The organism is Streptomyces sp. NPDC047974, from assembly GCF_040653375.1.
Taxonomy (GTDB): Bacteria; Actinomycetota; Actinomycetes; order Streptomycetales; family Streptomycetaceae; genus Streptomyces.
The window spans coordinates 19161-33358 of record NZ_JBEZNU010000009.1; the positions used below are offsets into that span (position 1 = coordinate 19161).

The 14198-nt window shown below is 73.8% G+C and carries 13 protein-coding genes and 1 pseudogene; 9 read left to right on the top strand and 5 right to left on the bottom strand.

Annotated elements, in window-relative coordinates; translation table 11 throughout:
* Nucleotides 1-41: 41 nt before the first annotated feature.
* Complete coding sequence (locus AB0E19_RS14995) at nucleotides 42-1475, top strand: polysaccharide lyase 6 family protein (protein ID WP_362178822.1); 1434 nt, start codon at nucleotides 42-44, stop codon at nucleotides 1473-1475.
* A gap of 94 nt (nucleotides 1476-1569) precedes the next feature.
* Here AB0E19_RS14995 and AB0E19_RS15000 read toward each other — a convergent pair whose 3' ends face one another.
* Together AB0E19_RS15000 and AB0E19_RS15005 are read right to left on the bottom strand one after the other, a co-directional pair.
* Nucleotides 1570-2250 (bottom strand): response regulator transcription factor, encoded by a 681-nt coding sequence (locus AB0E19_RS15000; protein WP_362178825.1) that lies wholly within the window; start codon nucleotides 2248-2250, stop codon nucleotides 1570-1572.
* Nucleotides 2247-3551, bottom strand: a complete 1305-nt coding sequence (locus AB0E19_RS15005) for a HAMP domain-containing sensor histidine kinase (protein WP_362178828.1) — start codon at nucleotides 3549-3551, stop codon at nucleotides 2247-2249. Before AB0E19_RS15005 ends, AB0E19_RS15000 begins: the two co-directional genes overlap by 4 nt.
* A 139-nt stretch (nucleotides 3552-3690) precedes the next feature.
* Between AB0E19_RS15005 and AB0E19_RS15010 the strand changes: the two genes are divergently transcribed.
* From AB0E19_RS15010 to AB0E19_RS15040, 7 genes and pseudogenes are all read left to right on the top strand, one after another.
* Nucleotides 3691-4674: an ATP-binding cassette domain-containing protein gene (locus tag AB0E19_RS15010; protein ID WP_362178831.1), complete on the top strand. Its 984-nt coding sequence runs from the start codon at nucleotides 3691-3693 to the stop codon at nucleotides 4672-4674.
* Nucleotides 4671-6242: an ABC transporter permease subunit gene (locus AB0E19_RS15015; RefSeq protein ID WP_362178834.1), complete on the top strand. Its 1572-nt coding sequence runs from the start codon at nucleotides 4671-4673 to the stop codon at nucleotides 6240-6242. The genes AB0E19_RS15010 and AB0E19_RS15015 overlap by 4 nt, the downstream gene beginning before the upstream one ends.
* Nucleotides 6239-7096: an ABC transporter permease subunit gene (locus AB0E19_RS15020; protein WP_362178837.1), complete on the top strand. Its 858-nt coding sequence runs from the start codon at nucleotides 6239-6241 to the stop codon at nucleotides 7094-7096. The genes AB0E19_RS15015 and AB0E19_RS15020 overlap by 4 nt, the downstream gene beginning before the upstream one ends.
* Nucleotides 7097-7200: 104 nt before the next feature.
* Nucleotides 7201-7734, top strand: a complete 534-nt coding sequence (locus tag AB0E19_RS15025; protein ID WP_362178840.1) for a GNAT family N-acetyltransferase — start codon at nucleotides 7201-7203, stop codon at nucleotides 7732-7734.
* A gap of 372 nt (nucleotides 7735-8106) precedes the next feature.
* Nucleotides 8107-8979, top strand: a complete 873-nt coding sequence (locus AB0E19_RS15030) for a hypothetical protein (RefSeq protein ID WP_362178843.1) — start codon at nucleotides 8107-8109, stop codon at nucleotides 8977-8979.
* A gap of 233 nt (nucleotides 8980-9212) precedes the next feature.
* Nucleotides 9213-9503: pseudogene (locus AB0E19_RS15035) on the top strand (threonine--tRNA ligase); the annotation flags it as partial.
* A 226-nt stretch (nucleotides 9504-9729) separates the two neighbouring features.
* Complete coding sequence (locus AB0E19_RS15040) at nucleotides 9730-10770, top strand: vWA domain-containing protein (protein ID WP_362178846.1); 1041 nt, start codon at nucleotides 9730-9732, stop codon at nucleotides 10768-10770.
* Nucleotides 10771-10789: 19 nt separating this feature from the next.
* On the opposite strand, the gene AB0E19_RS15045 is transcribed toward AB0E19_RS15040, so the two are convergent.
* A complete protein-coding gene (locus AB0E19_RS15045; protein ID WP_362178849.1) occupies nucleotides 10790-12034 on the bottom strand; it encodes an FAD-dependent monooxygenase in 1245 nt (414 codons plus the stop codon).
* A 187-nt stretch (nucleotides 12035-12221) separates the two neighbouring features.
* Between AB0E19_RS15045 and AB0E19_RS15050 the strand changes: the two genes are divergently transcribed.
* Nucleotides 12222-13247, top strand: coding sequence for a TetR/AcrR family transcriptional regulator C-terminal domain-containing protein (locus AB0E19_RS15050; protein ID WP_362178852.1), 1026 nt, complete (start codon nucleotides 12222-12224; stop codon nucleotides 13245-13247).
* A 22-nt stretch (nucleotides 13248-13269) separates the two neighbouring features.
* On the opposite strand, the gene AB0E19_RS15055 is transcribed toward AB0E19_RS15050, so the two are convergent.
* The gene (locus AB0E19_RS15055; protein ID WP_362178855.1) at nucleotides 13270-13728 is read right to left on the bottom strand and encodes a hypothetical protein; all 459 of its coding nucleotides are present in this window, start codon (nucleotides 13726-13728) and stop codon (nucleotides 13270-13272) included.
* Between the two features lie 41 nt (nucleotides 13729-13769).
* On the bottom strand, nucleotides 13770-14192 hold the full coding sequence (locus AB0E19_RS15060; protein ID WP_362178858.1) for a hypothetical protein: 423 nt from the start codon (nucleotides 14190-14192) through the stop codon (nucleotides 13770-13772).
* Between the last annotated feature and the right edge of the window lie 6 nt (nucleotides 14193-14198).

A 14198-nucleotide genomic window follows, 5' to 3' on the forward strand; every position in this document is an offset into this window, starting at 1 on the left:
CGGGGGCAGGGTGGAGGGGACCACTTCAGGAGGCTTGGATCATGCGACGACGTACGTTTCTCAAGGGGAGTCTGATGGGCTCGGCCGCCGCTCTGGCCGTGCCCGTCGTCGGGGCGGCGCAGGGGACGGCCGCGGCGGCCGGGACCGTGAACGTCGGCAGCGTCGCCGCGCTGCAGAGCGCGATCGACGCCGCCGTACCCGGTGACCGCATCGTGCTGGCGGACGGTTCGTACACCGTTCCCTCGTCCGGCATCCGGATCGCCGGCAAGCGGGGGACGACGGCCGCGCCCATCACGATCGTGTCGGCGAGCCGCGGGGGTGCCGTGCTCAACGGGCCGGTCGGATTCGTGCTCTCGGCGTCCGCCGACATCACGATCAGCGGTTTCGCGTTCCGGCAGACCGGCACGTTCGCCATCCCCGCCGACTGTTCCCGGATCCGGCTGACGCGCAACGACTTCAAGCTCGCCGACAGCGCCGGGCTCGACTGGCTGACGGTGCGCGGCGACGACGCCAAGATCGACCGGAACTACTTCCACCACCGCAGCTCCCAGGGGATCTTCCTCGTCGTCGACGGGCCCGGCACGACCACCATGGCCCAGCGGACCCACATCTTCCGCAACTACTTCGCCGACCACTCGTACACCGGCGCCAACGGCGGCGAGGCGATCCGCCTGGGCGTCAGCCACCGCGCCCTGTCCGTCGCCGACGCCCTCGTGGAGTACAACCTCTTCGAGCGGTGCGACGGCGACCCGGAGGCGATCTCGGTCAAGTCCTCCGGCAACACCATCCGCTACAACACCCTCCGCGACAGCAAGGGCGGCATCGTCCTGCGGCACGGCAACATCACGACCGTGGCCGGCAACCACGTCCTCGGCGGCGCGAACGGCATCCGCCTCTACGGCAACGACCACGTCGTCGTGAACAACCACATCTCCGGCACGACCTCCCGCGGCATCGTCATCGGCAGCGGCACCACCCGCGACCACCACGAGGGCGAGACGACCGAGGAGCGGCGCGGGAACGACGCCTGCGACCGGGCCGTCATCGCGCACAACACGCTCGTCGGCAACGCCGCGACGCTCTCCGGCGAGAGCCGGACCTACGGGCCCCGGGACGTCGTCGTCGCCGACAACGTCCTCGTCGCCTCCGCCGGCAGCCTGGTCGACCTCGGCAGCGCCGAGGGCTTCACCTGGCAGGGCAACATCCTGTGGGGCCCGGCCGCGAACGGCACCATCCCGTCCGCCGGCTTCCGCCGCGTCGACCCCCTGCTCCGCAAGGACGCCGACGGGGTCCACCGCCTCACCGCCGGCAGCCCGGCCGTCGACGCCGCCACCCTCGGCTCCCTGGCGCTCGCCGAGGACGCCGACGGGCACGCGCGCGGCACCGCCCGCGACGTCGGCGCCGACGAGTACTCCGCCCTCGCCCCCGTCCGCCGCCCGCTCACCCCCGCCGACGTCGGCCCGAACGCGTCCTGAACCCGCCCGCCGGGCGCCCCCTCCTCCGGGGGGGGCGCCCGTGCTGCTTCGGTGGGTGAGCGGCCGACGTGGTCCTGGCCGCTGCCGGACGCGCTCAGGGACGCGGCGGAGTAACCGGGTCCGTGATCCGGTAGCCGACGCCGGGCGTGGTCGTGATGACCGGCGGGTCGCCGAGCTTGCGGCGCAGGCGGCTGATGGTGACCGTTACGGTGTTGGTGAACGGGTCGGCGTGCTCGTCCCAGACCCGTTCGAGGAGGTCCTCCGCGCTGAGGAACGCGGGGCTCGCGCTCAGGAGGGCCTCCAGGACCGCGAACTCCTTCCCGGAGAGTTCGAGGAGGCGTCCGGACCGGGCGGCGGTGCGGCGCACCGGGTCGAGTTCGACGTCCGCCGCGCGCAGCACGAGGGCGCGGGCCCCGGGACGGCGACGGGCCAGGGCCCGGACGCGCAGGACGAGTTCGGGGAAGTGGAAGGGCTTGGCGAGGTAGTCGTCGGCGCCCAGGGTGAGGCCGCTGACGCGGTCGCCGGGCGAGCCGGCGGCCGTCAGCATCAGGACCATCACCCGGTCGTCCCGCTCGGTGATCATCCGGCAGAGGGTGTCGCCGTGGATCCCGGGCAGGTCCCGGTCGAGCACGACGACCTCGTACGCGGTGGCGTCCAGCTTGGCCGCGGCCTCCAGTCCGTCGTGGGCGACGTCCACGGCCATGCCCTGGTCGCGCAGTCCCTCGGCGACGACCTCGGCGAGCTCGCGGGCGTCCTCGACCACCAGGACCCTCACCGTGCCGCCTCCGTCTGCGTCCGGGGGTCCCACGCCGCCGGCCCGTCGGCCGCGCGGGGCAGGGTGAGGGTGACGCGCAGGCCGCCGTCGGGACGGGCGCGCAGGTCCCACGTACCGTGGTGGGCCTCGACGACGGCGGCGACGACGGAGAGCCCGAGGCCGCTGCCCCGGCCGCCGCCGGTGCGGTCGGCGCCGAGGCGGCGGAAGGGCTGCCCGAGCTCCGCGACCCGCCGCTGGTCGAGGACGGGGCCGCCGGACTCCACGACCAGGGACACCGTGGCGCCGGCACGGCCGCCGTCCGCGCCGCTCCCCGCCCCTTCGGGTTCCTCCGGCCGTACCGCGACGGAGATCCAGCCCCCGGGTTCGTTGTGGGTGATGGCGTTGTCGATGACGTTGTCCGCGACCCGGCGCAGCAGGCTCCGGCTGCCCCACACCTCCGTCGCGGCGGAGGCGTCGACCGGGGCGTCGCGTACCGTCAGGCCCTTGGCCGCGAGGGACTCGGCCCGGCCGGCCAGGGCGGTCCGCGTGAGCGCGCCCAGGGACAGGCGGCCCGAGTCGGTGAACTCGCCGTGCTGGGCCCGCGCCAGGACGAGGAAGCCCTCCAGGAGCCGGTCCACCTGGTCGAGTCCGCCGCGGATCCGGGCGGCCAGGGTGAGGGTGGCCTCGGGTAGCGGGCCCGGCTTGGCGAGGGCCACGTCCAGGGAGGCCCGCATCGTGGTGAGCGGGGTGCGCAGTTCGTGCGAGGCGTTGGCGACGAAGCGGCGCTGGGCGTCGAAGGAGCCCTCCAGGCGGCCGAGGAGGTCGTCGATGGTGTCGGCGAGGTCCTTCACCTCGTCGGCGGGGCCGGCGAGGGCCAGGCGTTCGTGCAGGCTGTCGGCGGTGATCCGGCGGGTGGCCGCCGTCATCACGCGCAGCGGACGCAGCACCCGCCCCGCGACGAACCACCCGAGGCCGACCGACGCCACGGTCATGACGCCGAGGGCGATCGCGGAGCCGGTGAGGATCTGCCGGGTCCGGTCGTCGTGCGCCTCGGCCAGCCGCTGCTCCAGCTCCCCGACCCGCGCCTGGGCCTGCGCCACCGTGACGGGACGGCCGCCGTCACCGCCCGGCTCGTTCCCGGGCGCGGTCCGGCTGTCCCTCGATCCCCCGGAGGCCAGTACGGCCGCGAGGGTGAGCGCCGCCGCTCCGGACAGCAGGAAGAGGGCGACGTACAGGACGGTGAAGCGGGTGCGGGCGGTGCCGCGTCGCGGACCGGACCGCGCTTCCCGGCCCGTGAGCCGTCGTGACCGACCCCGTCGCATCCACCCGCTCCCTTCCCGCGCCGCACGTCGGGACCCGTCGGCGCCGAACTCGCGTGACCAGCCTAGGCGGGGGCGCCTAACAGCGGGATGACAGTGCCCGTTCGGCCCCTGTAACCCGTGCGGCGCCAGCGTGGTGCCCATGAACGAGGAGAGTGGGGCCGCCCCGGGCGGCGGCCGTGAGACGAGGGCGACGATCGAGGTCGTCGGAGTACGCAAGCGCTTCGGGTCGCGGACGGCCCTGGACGGGATGACGTTCACCGTGCGCCCGGGACGGGTGACCGGGTTCGTCGGCCCGAACGGCGCGGGAAAGTCGACCACCATGCGCGTCGTCCTGGGCCTGGACGCGCCCGACGAGGGGAAGGCTCTGGTCGGCGGGGTGCCGTACCGCAGTCTGCTCCGTCCGCTCACGCGTCTGGGGGCGCTGCTCGACGCCTCCGCGCTGCAGCCCGGACGCACCGCCCGCAACCACCTCCTGTGGCTGGCGCACGCACAGGGGCTGCCGGCCCGGCGGGTGGACGAGGTCATCGAACAGGCCGGACTGGGTACGGCGGCACGCCGCAGGGCGGGCGGCTTCTCCCTCGGCATGCGCCAGCGCCTGGGGATCGCGGCCGCGCTGCTCGGTGATCCGCCGGTGGTCATGCTGGACGAGCCGTTCAACGGGCTCGACCCCGACGGGATCGTGTGGATGCGCGGGATCCTGGTGGCGCTGGCCCGGCAGGGCCGTGCCGTCCTGGTCTCCAGCCACCTGATGAGCGAGCTCGAAGGCACCGCGGACCACCTCGTGGTGGTCGGGCGCGGGCGGGTGGTGGCCGACACCGGGGTACGCGAGCTGCTCGCCTCGGCGTCCGGCGGCCGGGTCGTGCTGCGTACGTCCGTGCCCGGGCGCGCGGCCGAGGTGCTGCGGGCCGCCGGCGCCACCGTCCGCTCCGACGGCTCCGACGGCTCCAACGGCCTCGACGTCGTCGGTCTCTCCGACGAGGAGACCGTGGCCCTGCTCACCCGGAACGAGGTGCCGTTCGCGCAGGTGTCGGCGTACCGCGCGAGCCTGGAGGACGCGTACATGGAGCTCACCCGCGACGCGGTGGAGTACCGGGGGCTGCCGGACGGGGAGGTCACGCGATGACGGCCTCCCGCACCCTCCGCGTGCTGCACGCCGAGTGGACCAAGTTCCGCACGGTGCGCGGCTGGGTCCTCGGCTCGGCGGGCGCGCTGCTGCTGACGGTCCTGGTCGGTCTGCTCGGCACCGCCGCCCCCGCGGGACCCGGCGCCGTCGCGTACCCGAGGGGTCCCGGCGGGGAGGCGGTCAACGACAGCTTCCGCTTCGTCCACCGGACGCTGACCGGCGACGGCACCCTCACCGTGCCGCTGCGCGCCCTGACCGGGCTGGCCGACACCGGGATCGGCCGCGCGCCGGTCGCCGAGGTCCAGCCGTGGGCGAAGGCCGGGATCATCGTGAAGGAGAGCCTCGACCAGGGTTCCCCGTACGCGGCCGTCATGGCCACCGGCGGCCACGGCGTGCGCATGCAGTACGGCTACACGCGAGACGTGGCGGGCCCTTCCGGCGAGGTCTCGGAGCGGTCGCCGCGCTGGCTGCGCCTGGTCCGCGCCGGCGACACCCTCACCGGTTACGCCTCCACCGACGGCGCGCACTTCACGAGGATCGGCGCCACGCGGCTGCCGGGGCTCCCGCGCACCGTGCGGGCCGGGCTCTTCGCCGCGTCGCCTCAGGCGATGCACGACACCGGCACGGGCGCGGGCTTCAGTCCGGCCGTGGCCACCGGCGCCTTCGGACGCCCCGAGCTCACGGGTGGCTGGTCCGAGAGCGGTGGGTCGGCGGGCGGTGGACCCGCGGGCGGTGCGTCGGCGGGCGGCGGGCCGGCGGATGCGTGGAGCGGTACGCAGGTGGGCGGCGGCGCCGGCACGTCCGGCAGCTACACGAGCACCCTCACGGGCGGCTTCACCCGGGACCCCGGCGGCGGGTTCACCGTCACCGGGGCCGGAGACATCGCGCCGGTCGTCGGCGGGCCCGTCATGGGCGTCGGCTACGCCGTCGAGAACTTCCTCGTCGGCACCTTCGCCGGACTCGTCGTCGTCATCGCGGTGAGCACGCTGTTCGTCACCGGCGAGTACCGGCACGGCCTGCTGCGCACGACCCTGACGGCGACTCCCTCGCGGGGCCGGGTACTGGCCGCCAAGGCCCTGGTCGCCGGGGGCGTCGCGGGCGTCGTCGGCGTGGCGGCGGCCGCGGTCGTCCTCCCCCTCGGGGAGTCCGGCGCGCGCGACCGGGGCTTCTCCGTCCTCCCCGTCGGCTCGGCGACGGAGGCGCGCGTCATCGTCGGCACGGGCCTGCTCTGCGCCGCCACCGCCGTGCTCGCGCTCGGCGTGGGAACCCTGCTGCGGCGCGGTGCCACGGCGGTCGCCCTCGTCCTCGCGTCGCTGGTGCTGCCCTTCCTGCTCGCCACCTCCGGCGTGCTGCCGCCGGGCGCCTCGGAGTGGCTGCTGCGGCTGACTCCGGCGGCGGGATTCGCGATCCAGCGGACCCTGCCGTACTACCCGCAGGTGCTCAGCGTGTACGAGCCGTCGACCGGCTACCACCCGCTGGCGCCGTGGACCGGCCTCGCCGTGCTCTGCGGCTACGCCGCCCTCGCCCTCGCCCTGGCCGCGGCGCGACTGCGCGGGAGGGACGCGTGAACCCGACGCGGAAACCCACCGCGCACCCTCCGCGGAAGCTCCCCACGCCCCTGTCGTCGAAGCTCGCCGCGCACCTCCCGTCGCGCCTGCTGCGCGCCGAGTGGACCAAGCTGCGCACGGCGGGCGGGACGGGCCGGCTGCTGCTCCTCGCCTTCGTGCTCACCGTGGCCGTCGGCTGCGGCACCGTCAGGGCGGTCAAGTGCCCGGACACGGGGTGCGGCCAGGACGCCGTGCGCCTCGCCCTGACCGGCGTCACCGTCGGCCAGGCGGTCGTCGCCGTCCTCGCGGTGCTGGCCGTCGGCGGCGAGTACGGCAGCCGCATGATCACCACCACGCTCATGGCGATGCCGAACCGGATCGCCGTCCTCGCCGCCAAGGCGATCGTCCTCACGGCGGTCGTCCTGGTCACGGGGACGGCCGCCGTCCTGGCCTCCGTCCTCGCCGGCGGTCTCCTCCTGCCCGGCAGCGGCTTCACCGAGGCACACGGCTACGCCCCGCTGTCCCTGGCCGACGGCCCGACCCTGCGCGCGGCCGTCGGCTCGGCCCTCTACCTGTGCCTGATCGCCCTGCTCGGCCTCGGCGTGGCGACGGCGGTGCGGGAGGCCACGTCGGCCATCGGGCTCGTCCTGGGGCTGCTGTATCTCTTCCCGGTGGTCGCCCAGGTGGTCCACGATCCGGACTGGCAGCGCCATCTGCAGCAGCTGGCGCCGATGCCCGCCGGCCTCGCCGTCCAGGCGACGGTCGGCGTCGACAACCTGCCCATCGGGCCGTGGGCGGGCCTGGGCGTGCTCGCCGCCTGGGCGGGAGCCGCCCTGCTGCTCGGTGGCACGCTGCTGCGGATCCGCGACGCCTAGCATCGTGAACGCACCGCTCACGCACCACATCTGACGAAACGTCACATGATGCCAAGGCCACGCACCCGCCCGGCTCCGGGCGCCCCTGCGCTAGCCTTCGCGTCATGACCGAACTCGGAGCAGACTCCTGGCCACCCGCCCCCCTGCGGACCGACCGGCTCGTGCTGCGCGAGGCGGACGCCCGCGACCGACCCGCCTTCGTCGAGCTGTTCGCCTCGCCGGAGGTGGGGACGTTCGTGGGCGGGGCCCGGCCGCGCGAGGACCTGGAAGCGGCGATGCCCGAGGTGCCGGGACGACGTCCCGGCTCCTTCGTCGTCGAGCGCGACGGCGCGATGATCGGCGTGGTGACGCTGGACCCCGGGACGGACGGGCGGACCGACCTCGGGTATCTGTTCCTGCCGCACGCGTGGGGGCAGGGCTATGCCGCCGAGGCGTGCGGGGCGGTGCTCGGCTGGTTCGCGGACGCGCGGCCCGGCGAGCCGGTGTCGCTCGTCACGCAGACCGCCAACGGCCGGGCGATGCGGCTCGCCGCGAGGCTGGGCTTCACGGAGGTCGAGCGGTACGAGGAGTTCGGCGCCGAACAGTGGCACGGCCTGCGGGGCGGCGGCGGTTCGGCGCCCGACACCGCGGCGGATTGATCGCGACCGCCGTACAACCCTATGGATGAGCTGTGAGTCTCCCTTTTCGACCGCAGTCGATCACCATGTGATCGAACTCTTGAGGAGCTCATCATCAGCGCCATACGCAAGACCCTCACCGCCACCGCCGTCGTCGGCGCCGTCCTGGCGGGTTCGGCCGCCTGCGGGACGGTCGAGCAGCTGTCCGCCGGGAAGAAGCTGGACCAGGCGTTCGAGAAGCTGGGCAAGGAGAAGACGCTCTCCTTCGAGCTGGACCTGGACGTCGATGCCGCGACCCTCAAGAAGCTGGACGCCGACTCCGACCCCGAGCCCGGCGAGGAACTCCCGGACGAGGCCGCCGAGCTGCTCAGCGGGGCGAAGCTCAGCGTCACGATGGAGTCGAAGAAGCCGTTCGACGAGTCCAGGGAGGAGGACTTCGTCGGGATGGCGATGAAGGTCAGCGTCCCGGAGGGCGATCTGGTCGAGTACCGGCTCGTCGGCGACTACGCCTACTTCCGGTCCGACGTCGAGGCGCTCGGCGAGGCCATGGGCACCCCCATGCCGTCGACCGACGAACTGCCGCCGGAGGCCGGGGCCTTCAAGAAGGTCCTGGAGGGCGAGTGGATCAAGGTCGACTACAAGGCGCTGGAGAAGGCCGGCGAGGAGATGGGCCGGGCGCCGGGCGAGAAGGCTCCGAAGACCGAGCTGTCGCCCGAGCCCACGCTCGACGCCAAGACCCAGAAGAAGCTTCTGGAGGCCCTGCGCGAAGTCGTCGCCCGTGACGTCGAGTTCACGACGGCCGGCGGCGCGGACGGCACGGAGCGCATCTCGGCGACGGCACCGCTGCGCACCCTGGTCACGGACCTGTTCGACGAGATCCGCCCGTTCTCCAAGGAGCTGCCTCCCGGCGTGGAGCTGCCTTCGGCCGCCGATCTGAAGGACGCCCCCGCCGACAAGGTGACCGCCGACTTCACGCTCAAGAACGGCGAGCTGACCGAGGTGTACGTCGACCTCGCGAAGCTGACCGAGAGCGCGAAGGCGGAGAAGGTGGGCCTCGGCCTGAAGCTGGGCTCCGGCACCAGCCCGACGGCCCCGGCCGGAGCCACCGAGCTGAAGCCGGAGGAGCTGACGGACGCCATCGCCGCCGCGATGATGCCCGAGGACGGCGCGTTCCCGGAAGGCGAGTTCCCCGAGGGCGAGTTCCCCGAAGACGGGCTCGGCGAGGGCGAGTTCGGTGAGGGTGGCATCTCGGAGCCCGCCGCCTAGCCGGACGGCGCCACCCGCCGGGGCGGACCGCCGCGTACCGCGCCCGCCGGGGAAAGGGAGGTGCGGGCGGCCGGTGGCCCCCGCCGGCGTCTCCCGCAGGAAGCCTGCCGCTGAGACGACGACGCCGGAGAGTGTCCCGGCGCGCTGACCGTTGTCTCGGTCCGAAGCCCCGGGGCGAGTGCCCCGGGGCTTCGTGCCGTGGTCGCTCGCCCGCCCGCCGCGAGGAGACCGCCGTGCACGACCACCGCCGACCGGGCCGCGAACCGGGCCTGTTCGACACCGATCCGCTGATCGGGGCGGGCCTGCCGTACTGGCTGCCCGACGGCGCGGCCGTGCGCCACGCCCTGGAGGAGCACGTCCGTGACGCCGAGCGGCGGGCCGGCTGCCGGCACGTGTACGCGCCCGTGCTCGGCGAACGGGAGCTGTACGAGATCTCCGGGCACTGGTCGCACTACGGCGAGGACATGTTCCCGCCGATGGACCTCGGCGGGGAGCAGGTGGTGCCGCGGCCGAGCCTCTGCCCTGCCGACCGAGGCCCTCGACACCGCCGGGCTCGCGTACGAGGCGGTGGAGGGCGCGGGCGGCCGCCCGCGTCCTGGCCGGCCGGTGCGCCGACGCCGACCCGCGCAGAGGTCGCCGCCCCTGACGAGGGCACCCTCGGTACCGAGCTGTGGTGATCACGTCCGGACCGATTGTCAGTGGTGGGTGAGACGGTAAAGACATCACACCGGCAAAGACGGGGAGTTGGCCATGTCCGGAAACCAGAACTACATCAATCACGTCGCGCTCGTGCTGGACGCCAGTTCGTCCATGTCGCACCTGCGGGGCAAGGTCGTCGAGGTCGCCGACCAGCAGATCGAGTACCTCGCCCGACGGTCGCGGGAGCTGGACCAGGAGACGCGGGTCACGGTGTACGTGTTCGCGGACACCGTGCAGTGCGTCATCTACGACAAGGACGTGCTGCGGATGCCGTCCCTGAAGGCCCTGTACAACGTCGGGGGGATGACCGCGCTCCTCGCGGCGGCGCTGAAGTCGCAGCGGGAGCTGGCGCAGACGGCCCAGCTGTACGGCGACCACAGCTTCCTCACCTTCGTCCTGACGGACGGCCAGGAGAACGCCAGCCACCGCTGCCCCGACGCCGCCGGGAAGAGCCCGAAGGCGCTGGTGTCGGCCGTGGCCGAGATGATCGAGCAGCAGGACGACAACTGGACGCTGGCCGTTCTCGTGCCGGACCAGATGGGCAAGCGTGAGGCCATGAACTGCGGCTTCCCGAAGGACAACGTCGCCGTCTGGGACGCCACGAGCACCCGGGGCCTGGAGGAGGCCGGCCAGGTCATCCAGCAGGCGACGGAGAAGTTCATGATGGGGCGCACCAAGGGCATCCGCGGTTCGCGTTCCGTCTTCTCCGTGGGCGCGGACGCGGTCAACAAGGAGACGATCGCGGCGGCCGGCCTCACCCCGGTCGACGCGTCCGGATACCAGCTGATCCCGGTGCCCCGGGACGTGGCGATCCGCGAGTGGGTCACCGAGTCCGGGCACACGTACACGACCGGGTGCGCCTTCTACCAGCTGAGCAAGTCGGAGAAGATCCAGGCGCGGAAGCGCATCGCGGTCCTGGAGAAGAAGACCGACCGCGTCTACACCGGGCCCGAGGCCCGCGCCCTGCTGGGCCTGCCGGACGAGGAGGTGCGGGTCAAGCCGGATCAGAACGCGGACTTCACCATCTTCGTGCAGAGCACCAGCGTCAACCGCAAGCTGGTGCCCAACACCCGTCTGCTGCTCATGCACTGAGGCGTCCTCACTCCCCGGGTCACCGCCCCGCGCGGGCCTCGCCCAGCGGGCGGGGCCCGGCCGGGTCGTACTCCGGGAGGGTGATGTCGCCGGCCTTGGCGAACTGCGCGGCGAGGAGGTTGCGCAGGGGCCAGCGGGTCATCGAGCGCATCGAGAGGTCGCGCATCCGGATGCCGAGGCGGCCCGTCGGCGCGAAGCCGGCGGCTCCGCCGGGCGGGAGTTCCTGGGCCTGCGTGACGTAGGGCCGCATCACCGCGTCGTAGCGGTGGAAGGCGGTCTCGTGCGCGCCGCGCGCCGCCGCCAGTTCGCCGGCGAGGACGTACGCGCCGACGAGGGCGAGGCTGGTGCCGAGGCCGGTGAGCGGCGTGGCGCAGTATCCGGCGTCGCCGAGCAGCGCCACCCGGCCGCGCGACCAGCTGTCGAGGCGGACCTGCGCCATGGTCTCGAAGAAGAAGTCCGGGGCGGTGCGCATGGCCCGCAGCAGGCGGGGGGTCTCCCAGCCGACGCCGGCGAAGCGCCGGGCGACGATCTCCCGCTGGGCCTCGACATCCCGGCGGTCGTACGTCAGCGGCGGCGAGCGGAAGCTGAAGCCGGCCTTGATCTCGCCGGGGAGACGGCCGGGGCGGGCGGAGGCGACGAGCCCGCCGGGCGCGTTGTGCATCAGGTACCAGCCGTCGAGGTCCAGGTCGTCGTCGAGGGCGGTGAACCAGGCCGTGTACAGGCCGATGGGGTGGGCGAGGTCCCGCTCCGGGCCGAAGGCGAGGGAGCGGACGACGGAGTGCGTCCCGTCCGCTCCGACGACGAGGGCGAAGCGGCGCGGCGCCGCCTTCTCGAAGGTGACGGTGACGGCGTCCGGGTCGGACTCCTGGTCGATCCCGGTGATGGTGTCGTCGAAGAGGTACTCCGTGTCCGGCAGGGTCGCCTCGTACAGGAGTCCGGCGAGGTCGCCGCGGAGGATCTCGATCTCGGAGACGATCCCCTCGCCGCCGAAGCTGTCGGCGGGCACCCGCGCGGTGATCCCGCCCTTGCCGTCGACGAGGGCCAGGCCGCGCTGGTCGACGGCGAGGGCCTTGACCCGGTCCGTCAGGCCCATGCGCTCGACGACGGTCCGTCCGGCGCCCCGCAGGTCCACGGTCTGCCCGCCCGGGCGGGGTTCGGGCGCGCGCTCCACGATGGTGACGGCGAAGCCCGCTGTGCGTAGCCAGTACGCCAGCGCGGTTCCCGCGATGCCGGCGCCGCTGATGAGGATCTCGTTGCTCTTCATGACGACGAATGTACGCCGTACGCATCGGAGGACGCAAGGCCTTAATCCCTAGGTTTCACTGCACTATCTCCGCCCTAGTGCACTAGTGCATGCACGCAGAGGACCAGTGCACCCGCCCGATCCGGCCCCGTCGGCCGCTACGATGGACACCTTCGGGTGCACTAGTGCGGAGGGCAGGGTGGTGTCGGTGGGCGACGGCAGGAGGCCGGAACCCCGCTACAGCCGGATCGTCGGCGAGCTGCGGCGGCGGATCGAGAGCGGGGAACTGGCACCGGGCGAGCGGGTGCCGTCGACCCGGGAGATCACCCGGCAGTGGGGCGTCGCCATGGCGACCGCCACCAAGGTGCTGACCGAGCTGCGCCACGAGGGCCTGGTCCATGCCGTGCCGGGTGTCGGGACGGTCGTGTCGGCTCCGGAGCGGGCCGCTGCTCCCGCTCCTGCTTCGACCGCTCCGGCTTCGACCGCTCCCGCTCCCCCGGCTCCGGCCGCTCCCGTCCGGCGGAGCACGCCCTCCCCCGCCGCCGCACCGGCCGGCTCCACCGGCCTCACGCTCTCCCGGATCGTGGCCGCCGCCGTCACCGTGGCCGACGCGGAGGGGCTGACCGCCGTCTCGATGCGGCGGGTGGCCGCCGAACTCGGCGTGGCGACCATGTCGTTGTACCGGCACGTCGCCGACAAGGACGACCTGCTCGTACGGATGATGGACGCCGCCATCGCCGAACGCCCGCTGCCCGCCGATCCGCCCCCGGGCTGGCGGGAGCCGCTCGACGTGGCCGCCCGGCAGCTCTGGGGCCTGTTCCGCGCCCACCCCTGGCTGGCGCCGGCCATGTCGCTGACCCGGCCGCAGCTCATCACCTCGGCGATGGTGTACAGCGAGTGGGTCCTGGGTTCCCTGCACCGGCACGGGCTCGACGACCAGTCGGCCTTCACCGCGCACCTGACGCTGCTCAACTACATCCGCGGCCTCGCCCTGAACATGGAGACGGAGCGGGAGGCGGAGGCGCAGAGCGGCCTCGACAGCGAGGAGTGGATGGACACGCAGGAGCCCGCCCTCCGGGCGACCCTGGAGGACGGGCGGTACCCGCAGCTCGCCCGCCTCTCACGGGCCGGGTACGACTTCGATCTCGACGGTCTCTTCGAGTTCGGGCTCCAGCGGCTCCTCGACGGACTCGCCGTGCTCCTCGACGAGGACGCCCCGCCCGCGCGGACGTGAGACGAAGCCCTTACGGAGCCGGTCAGTCGTCGGCGACCTGGAGGGCGACGGCGAAGTGCTCCCCGTCCGTGCCCGCGAGCAGGCTGTCGAAGAACGGGCTCACGCCGGTGACGGCACCTCCCGCCTCGTCGTGGTTGGTCCACCAGGAGGCGTCCGTGCCCAGGAGCGCCACCACCCGGTCCGCCACGCGTTCGGCGGCGTCGGCCGGCAGGTGACGGTGGGTCGGCCAGTACAGGTCGACCGTCGCGAGCCGGGCCAGGAACGGGGCGGCCTCGTAGGTCTCCAGGGGCTCCAGCGCGGCGCAGATCTCCGGGACGGGAGGCGGGACGTACCCGGGGAGGAAGCGCGCCCACGCCTCGTCCGCCGCCATGGCGGCGAGCACGGCGCGGACCTCCGCCGCCAGCTCCGGAAGATCCGGGTCGGGCCCGGTGAGGCGTCCGGCGGCCACGTAGACGCGGCCCGGCGTGGCCAGTTCGGCCATGGACGCCCGCAGACCGGGCAGGACCGAAGGCCCGGCGGGCCTCACGCCGCGGGGCCGGCCTGCACCGCGCCGGCCCCGCGGTCCAGCCGGTGCAGGACGCGCTCGCGGAGGAGCGCGTACTCCTCACGGAGCCTGCCCCACTCGGCCACCGGCGGCCGGGGGACGACCGTCCCGGCGGTCACGGTCTCCTCGGGCCCGAACTGCTCGCGCGTGAGGTCGATCTCGACGCCCGCGCCCAGGCGGTTCCACCAGTGGTAGTCCACCCGCTCGCCGTCGACGAGGACCTCGCCGCGGAGCAGCTCGCCGCCCAGGAGGTCGTTCAGCACCATCGCGGTCACCCCGCACTGGTCCCGGGCCGGATTGTCCGCGGTCCAGCGGGACCGGAACTCGGGCGTGGCCGTCTCGGCGCTCCAGCTGGCGCGCACGGCCCGTTCGATGTCGGAGAGGAGCAAGGGAGTCGTCATGCCGTG

Coding starts and splice junctions, on each gene's coding strand:
- AB0E19_RS15010 (WP_362178831.1), top strand. CDS start 3,691: ATGAACGAGGAGAGTGGGGCCGCCCCGGGCGGCGGCCGTGAGACGAGG.
- AB0E19_RS15040 (WP_362178846.1), top strand. CDS start 9,730: ATGTCCGGAAACCAGAACTACATCAATCACGTCGCGCTCGTGCTGGAC.
- AB0E19_RS15015 (WP_362178834.1), top strand. CDS start 4,671: ATGACGGCCTCCCGCACCCTCCGCGTGCTGCACGCCGAGTGGACCAAG.
- AB0E19_RS15045 (WP_362178849.1), bottom strand. CDS start 12,034: ATGAAGAGCAACGAGATCCTCATCAGCGGCGCCGGCATCGCGGGAACC.
- AB0E19_RS15005 (WP_362178828.1), bottom strand. CDS start 3,551: ATGCGACGGGGTCGGTCACGACGGCTCACGGGCCGGGAAGCGCGGTCC.
- AB0E19_RS15025 (WP_362178840.1), top strand. CDS start 7,201: ATGACCGAACTCGGAGCAGACTCCTGGCCACCCGCCCCCCTGCGGACC.
- AB0E19_RS15055 (WP_362178855.1), bottom strand. CDS start 13,728: ATGGCCGAACTGGCCACGCCGGGCCGCGTCTACGTGGCCGCCGGACGC.
- AB0E19_RS14995 (WP_362178822.1), top strand. CDS start 42: ATGCGACGACGTACGTTTCTCAAGGGGAGTCTGATGGGCTCGGCCGCC.
- AB0E19_RS15030 (WP_362178843.1), top strand. CDS start 8,107: ATGGAGTCGAAGAAGCCGTTCGACGAGTCCAGGGAGGAGGACTTCGTC.
- AB0E19_RS15060 (WP_362178858.1), bottom strand. CDS start 14,192: ATGACGACTCCCTTGCTCCTCTCCGACATCGAACGGGCCGTGCGCGCC.